Source organism: Leptospira weilii (assembly GCF_006874765.1).
GTDB lineage: Bacteria > Spirochaetota > Leptospiria > Leptospirales > Leptospiraceae > Leptospira > Leptospira weilii.
Map to the genome: position 1 here is coordinate 2,647,501 of NZ_CP040840.1, position 5,000 is coordinate 2,652,500.

The 5,000-nt window shown below is 43.0% G+C and carries 6 protein-coding genes (2 of these 6 only partly in view); 5 read left to right on the top strand and 1 reads right to left on the bottom strand.

The features are described from left to right. The 3 genes in view from FHG67_RS12725 to FHG67_RS12735 are tightly spaced (at most 17 nt apart) and all read left to right on the top strand, a layout consistent with a single transcriptional unit that may run on beyond the window. A protein-coding gene (locus FHG67_RS12725; protein ID WP_142499811.1) for an aspartate aminotransferase family protein crosses the window boundary here: on the top strand, positions 1–390 show its 3' end. Its footprint begins 831 nt before the window's first position; only the last 390 of its 1,221 coding nucleotides appear in the window; its start codon lies off the left edge, out of view; the stop codon is at positions 388–390. 17 nt (positions 391–407) lie between these two features. Next, positions 408–1,484, top strand: a complete 1,077-nt coding sequence (gene leuB / locus FHG67_RS12730) for a 3-isopropylmalate dehydrogenase (protein WP_004499948.1) — start codon at positions 408–410, stop codon at positions 1,482–1,484. 16 nt (positions 1,485–1,500) lie between these two features. Next, the gene (locus tag FHG67_RS12735) at positions 1,501–1,908 is read left to right on the top strand and encodes a response regulator (protein ID WP_002619362.1); all 408 of its coding nucleotides are present in this window, start codon (positions 1,501–1,503) and stop codon (positions 1,906–1,908) included. Here the strand turns inward: FHG67_RS12735 and FHG67_RS12740 are convergent. After that, a complete protein-coding gene (locus FHG67_RS12740) occupies positions 1,905–2,606 on the bottom strand; it encodes a purine nucleoside phosphorylase YfiH/LACC1 family protein (protein WP_004499937.1) in 702 nt (233 codons plus the stop codon). The two genes, FHG67_RS12735 and FHG67_RS12740, sit on opposite strands and share 4 nt — an antisense overlap. 93 nt (positions 2,607–2,699) lie before the next feature. Here FHG67_RS12740 and FHG67_RS12745 point away from each other — a divergent pair, with 93 nt between their 5' ends. Together FHG67_RS12745 and mutS are read left to right on the top strand one after the other, a co-directional pair. After that, the gene (locus tag FHG67_RS12745) at positions 2,700–3,350 is read left to right on the top strand and encodes a phosphoribosylanthranilate isomerase (protein ID WP_004499952.1); all 651 of its coding nucleotides are present in this window, start codon (positions 2,700–2,702) and stop codon (positions 3,348–3,350) included. Further along, on the top strand, positions 3,347–5,000 hold the 5' portion of the coding sequence (gene mutS / locus FHG67_RS12750; RefSeq protein WP_061216467.1) for a DNA mismatch repair protein MutS. 893 nt of this gene lie beyond the right edge of the window; only the first 1,654 of its 2,547 coding nucleotides appear in the window; it begins with the start codon at positions 3,347–3,349; its stop codon lies off the right edge, out of view. Before FHG67_RS12745 ends, mutS begins: the two co-directional genes overlap by 4 nt.

The following is a 5,000-nucleotide window of genomic DNA, read 5'->3' on the forward strand; positions in this document are numbered from 1 at the left end:
AAATATCAAGATCTGTTTACACAAGGATCTCACGGCTCCACATTCGGCGGAAATCATCTCGCGGCAGCGATCGCTTACGAAACGATTCGAATCATTCAAACCAGGGAAATTCTAAACAACGTAAATCTTTGTTCCGATATAGCTTTTACAAGACTGAGAGAAATGCAGGAAAAATATCCGGTGATCTCCGAAGTCAGAGGAAAAGGACTTCATATCGGAGTCGAATTGAAAGTTCCTTCCAGACCGATAGCAGAAGCCTGTTTGTCTGCGGGACTCGTAGTAAACGCAACAGCGGATAACGTAATTCGGATCATGCCCCCGCTTACGATTTCCACAGACTTTTTAAATCAGGGGTTGGACATCTTAGAATCCGTACTCAAACAAAACTAAAAGGATCCAAAAAAAGAATGAAGAATGTAGCAGTACTTTCCGGAGACGGAATCGGACCGGAAGTCATGGAAATAGCCCTCTCCGTTTTGAAAAAGACTCTCGGTGCAAAGACTTCCGAGTTTCAATTTAAAGAAGGCCTAGTGGGCGGAATCGCAATCGACAAAACCGGCCACCCTCTTCCTCCGGAAACTCTCAAACTCTGCGAAGAATCTTCTGCGATTCTTTTTGGAAGTGTGGGAGGACCGAAATGGGAAACTCTCCCTCCGGAAAAACAACCGGAACGAGGAGCTCTTCTGCCTCTCCGAAAACATTTCGATTTATTTGCAAACCTAAGACCTGCGATCATCTATCCCGAACTCAAAAACGCTTCTCCCGTCCGCGCGGACATCATCGGAGACGGGCTGGATATCCTGATCCTAAGGGAATTGACAGGAGGAATTTATTTCGGCCAACCGAAAGGAAGAGAAGGCTCCGGTCTGGAAGAATTCGCTTATGACACGATGAAATATTCCAGAAGAGAGATAGAAAGAATTACCAGAGTCGCATTCCAAGCCGCAAGAAAAAGAAACAATAAAGTTACGAGTATCGACAAAGCAAACGTATTGACAACTTCCGTTTTTTGGAAAGAAGTTGTAAACGATCTGCATAAGAAAGAATTTTCCGACGTCCAATTGAATCATCTTTACGTGGACAATGCCGCGATGCAACTCATCGTGAATCCGAAACAATTCGACGTGGTTCTTTGCGAGAATATGTTCGGAGACATACTTTCGGACGAGGCTTCCATCATCACAGGTTCGATCGGAATGCTTCCATCGGCCTCTCTTTCCGAGTCGGGATTCGGTTTGTATGAGCCTTCCGGAGGCTCCGCTCCGGACATAGCGGGAAAAGGTATAGCCAATCCGATCGCTCAAGTCCTCAGCGCCGCGCTGATGTTACGGTATTCTTTCTCCATGGAAGAAGAAGCGACCAAAATAGAAACCGCAGTCCGAAAAACAATCGCTTCCGGAAAAAGAACCGGAGACATCGCGGAAACGGATTCTACAGTTGTCGGAACAAAAGAAATCGGTCAAGTAATCGAATCCTTTCTCTAAAAAGAGGTAAATACATATGAAAGCAGGTGTAGCTCCCAACGGAAGACCGTATCAGGTACTGATTGCCGAAAACTCCCGATTCCAAGCCAAGCAGTTGGCCCAAATTTTGGAATCGGAAGGATATCAGGTGATCGGGTTTGCGGAAAACGGAAAGGAACTCGTGAAACTCTACGACGAACATAGACGTATCGATCTGATCACTCTTGATCTCAATCTACCGGTGATGGATGGATATGCGACCTTTTTTGAAATTAAGGAAAAAGGAGTTCTTCCAAGAATAGTAATCGTTTCCGAAGAAAATACCCCCGCCGTATTGAAAAACCTGATCGACGAAGGCGCAATGGATTACATTCCAAAGCCCGTAAAACGCGAGAAAGTATTGGAAAAAATCAACGCAGCGGTCAAAAAAGTCCCCAAGGTTTAGCCTTCTCTCCAAATCAGATTCAGATTTCTTCCGACGTCTTTCTTCCGATGACTGAAGAAGTCTGAGTCCTCTTTTATCGTACAGATCTTATCGGATCGAAGCAAAACTTGAATTCCATTTTTCTCTAAACGAAATTTCAGAAAGGATTCCAAATCAAGTAAAGTCTTATCCGCTCCTCTTTGTTTCAAACAATCCGGAAATTCGTTTCGAAACAATTGAGCCACGTCCTCACCGACCTCGTATCTAGATCCGCTCGCGTAAGGTCCGAGATAACCGAAGAGCATTCCACTCGTAAGGATCGATTCATCGAATGCGAGCCGCAAAGCTTTCTCCGTAATTCCGGCTAACGTTCCCTTCCAACCCGAATGAATCGCGACAAACTTAGAACTTTGTTCAGACCAAAAAAACAAGGGCATACAATCCGCGGTCTTGATACAAAGAACTTTACCGGAAGTTTCTCCAATCCAAGCGTCTCCTTCCGGAAAAGAAAAAGATTCCATTGCCGCAAGGTCGACAATCTCGTCTCCGTGAACCTGGTTTAAAATATAAACCTTCGATTTAGGAATTCCGGTAAGTCTTGAAATTTCCTTTCTTTGAGTCCGGGCATCCCCAAGGATAGAAGGTAATTCTTTCTTACCCGCGATTAAAATCTTAATCTTTTTTCCCTCCGGGAGAGAAAAGGAATGAAATAAGGCCATCAAATTCGAAAGTATATTTACTGCAGAAACTGACCAGTGTTAAAGTACGTGATCTAAAGAAAGCCTTCGGGAAGACTGGAAAAACTTTCATCCATGAACGAGAACATTTTTGAAAAAACAAAAATCAAAATCTGCGGAATTCGGGACCTCGAAATCGCAAAAATCTGCCTGGAAGAAGGAGCCGATTATATCGGACTGAATTTTGTTCCCTATAGCCCGAGAAAAATCTCGCTCGAAGAAGCTCAAAAAATCGCTGAATTTTACAGAGACACAAAGAATTCTCCCGAAATCGTATTGTTGTTTTATCAAAATTCTCCTGAAGAAATCCGAACGATCACTTCTTCTTTGTATCACGATCTTGTCCAATGGGTTTGGGACGATCCGAAACTCGCTTTCGCAGATCGGAAAAATCTTCTCGGAAAACGCCAGATTTGTTCTTACAGAGTACACTCTCCTATTTACAACAAGGACCTCAAAGACATTCCCAGTGAACTTCTAATCTTGGACAGTTATTCCAAAGACGCCGGTGGGGGAACCGGAGAAACCTTCAACTGGGACTTTATTACTCTGATTGAAAGAAAGTTTTTTTTGGCCGGAGGTCTCAACCCGTCTAACGTGTCGAATGCGATTCAAACTGTGAAACCCTACGGGGTAGACGTTGCAAGCGGAGTTGAATCCTCTCCCGGAATCAAAGATTCACAAAAAGTAATTCAATTTATCAGGAATGCAAGGTCGGCCTTATGAATTCAAAAATAACAGGAACATCCGCGGAATATTGGAGTGACCTAGCAGAAGCGCTCAACACCCCGATGATGAAGCAATTCCTCGCGATCAAAAAGGATTTTCCCGATACGATCCTATTCTTTCGTATGGGCGATTTTTACGAAATGTTTTTGGAAGACGCTAAGATAGCCTCTTCCATCTTGGACATCGCTCTCACCAAAAGACAAAATGCGGTTCCTATGTGCGGAATTCCATATCATTCCAAAGACAACTACATCTCCCGACTTTTAAACGCGGGAAAAAAGATCGCAATCTGCGAACAATCCAAACCCGAAGAAGCCGGTTCCAAATTGATGACAAGAGACGTGGTGCGAATCATCACTCCCGGAACCGTAATCGAGGAAAATCTTCTTTCCGGATTTCAAAATAACTATCTTGCCGTTTTGCATCTTAAAAAAAGCCTAATCTACTTTGCAATGGCGGACTTTTCCACAGGGGAATTGTTCTATTCCTCCGCATCCATCACCGGTTTAGAGAAACTCGTTGCAGAACTTGAAAAATTCAGGCCCTCCGAAATCTGTGTACCTCAATCCGAACTTTCTTTCTTTCAAGAATTGGAATATTTCAAAGGCAGGGAATTCACAGTTTTAAAGGATCAACCCGAAGCCTCAGAAAAAGATCAGTTTCAAATCCTTTCCCGATATTTGGACGGATATATCCGAGAAACATATCGAGACAACAAACTCGTTTTGAGAGAACCAAGAATTTTAAGTTCCGGGAAGTTCCTTGAGATGGATCGGGAAACGATTCTCAACCTCGAACTCGTAGAGAACGACAAGGAAAAGAATCACACTCTCTATTCTATATTCAATTTTTGCAATACTGCAAAGGGAAAAAGACTTCTCAAACAAAGAATTCTATTTCCGGAATGCGACCCTATCGTCCTTTATTCCCGTTGGGAAAAGCAGGATATTCTTTTCAAAACAGTCCTTGCTCCATTCGTTGCCGCGCTCCGAGACGTAGGAGATATAGAAAGGATTCTCACCCGTTTCCGAGGGAACCATACCTATCCAAGGGATTTTCGCTCCATCTTGAATTCCATTTCTACAGGAATTAAACTCAAGAAGGAACTAGAAGCTCTATCCTATCCTTTTCTCATTCCTTCGAAAGAATTAAAGACTCTTTTGGAATTCATCGAAGAACGTTTACATCCTGGGGATGACCTGCCCGTAATTTTAGGAAACGGTCCTTTTTTAAAGACCGGATTCTCCGCACGACTGGATAAAGCGAGAGAGGCGGGATTTAAAGGTAAAGATTGGATCTTAAACTTAGAAGCGGAAGAGAAAAAAAGAACAAACCTGAATACATTAAAGATTCGTTATAATAAGATCGTAGGTTATTTTATTGAAATTTCCAGAGCCCAAGCCGCACAAGCTCCGAAAGACTATCTTAAAAAGCAGACTCTTGTAGGAAGCGAACGTTTCACTACTCCTAAATTGGAGGAGATAGAACGTACGATCTTGGAAGCGGACGAAATCATTCAAGAAATCGAAAAAGCGGAATTCAATCGTATGGCGGAAGAAGTTTTGAAATATTCTTCCTCGCTTCTTTCTTTTTCGGAAGAAATCGGGGACCTTGATTTTCAAATTTCGGTTTTAACCGCTAAAGACA

Coding starts and splice junctions, on each gene's coding strand:
- FHG67_RS12735 (WP_002619362.1), top strand. CDS start 1,501: ATGAAAGCAGGTGTAGCTCCCAACGGAAGACCGTATCAGGTACTGATT.
- FHG67_RS12740 (WP_004499937.1), bottom strand. CDS start 2,606: ATGGCCTTATTTCATTCCTTTTCTCTCCCGGAGGGAAAAAAGATTAAG.
- leuB (WP_004499948.1), top strand. CDS start 408: ATGAAGAATGTAGCAGTACTTTCCGGAGACGGAATCGGACCGGAAGTC.
- FHG67_RS12745 (WP_004499952.1), top strand. CDS start 2,700: ATGAACGAGAACATTTTTGAAAAAACAAAAATCAAAATCTGCGGAATT.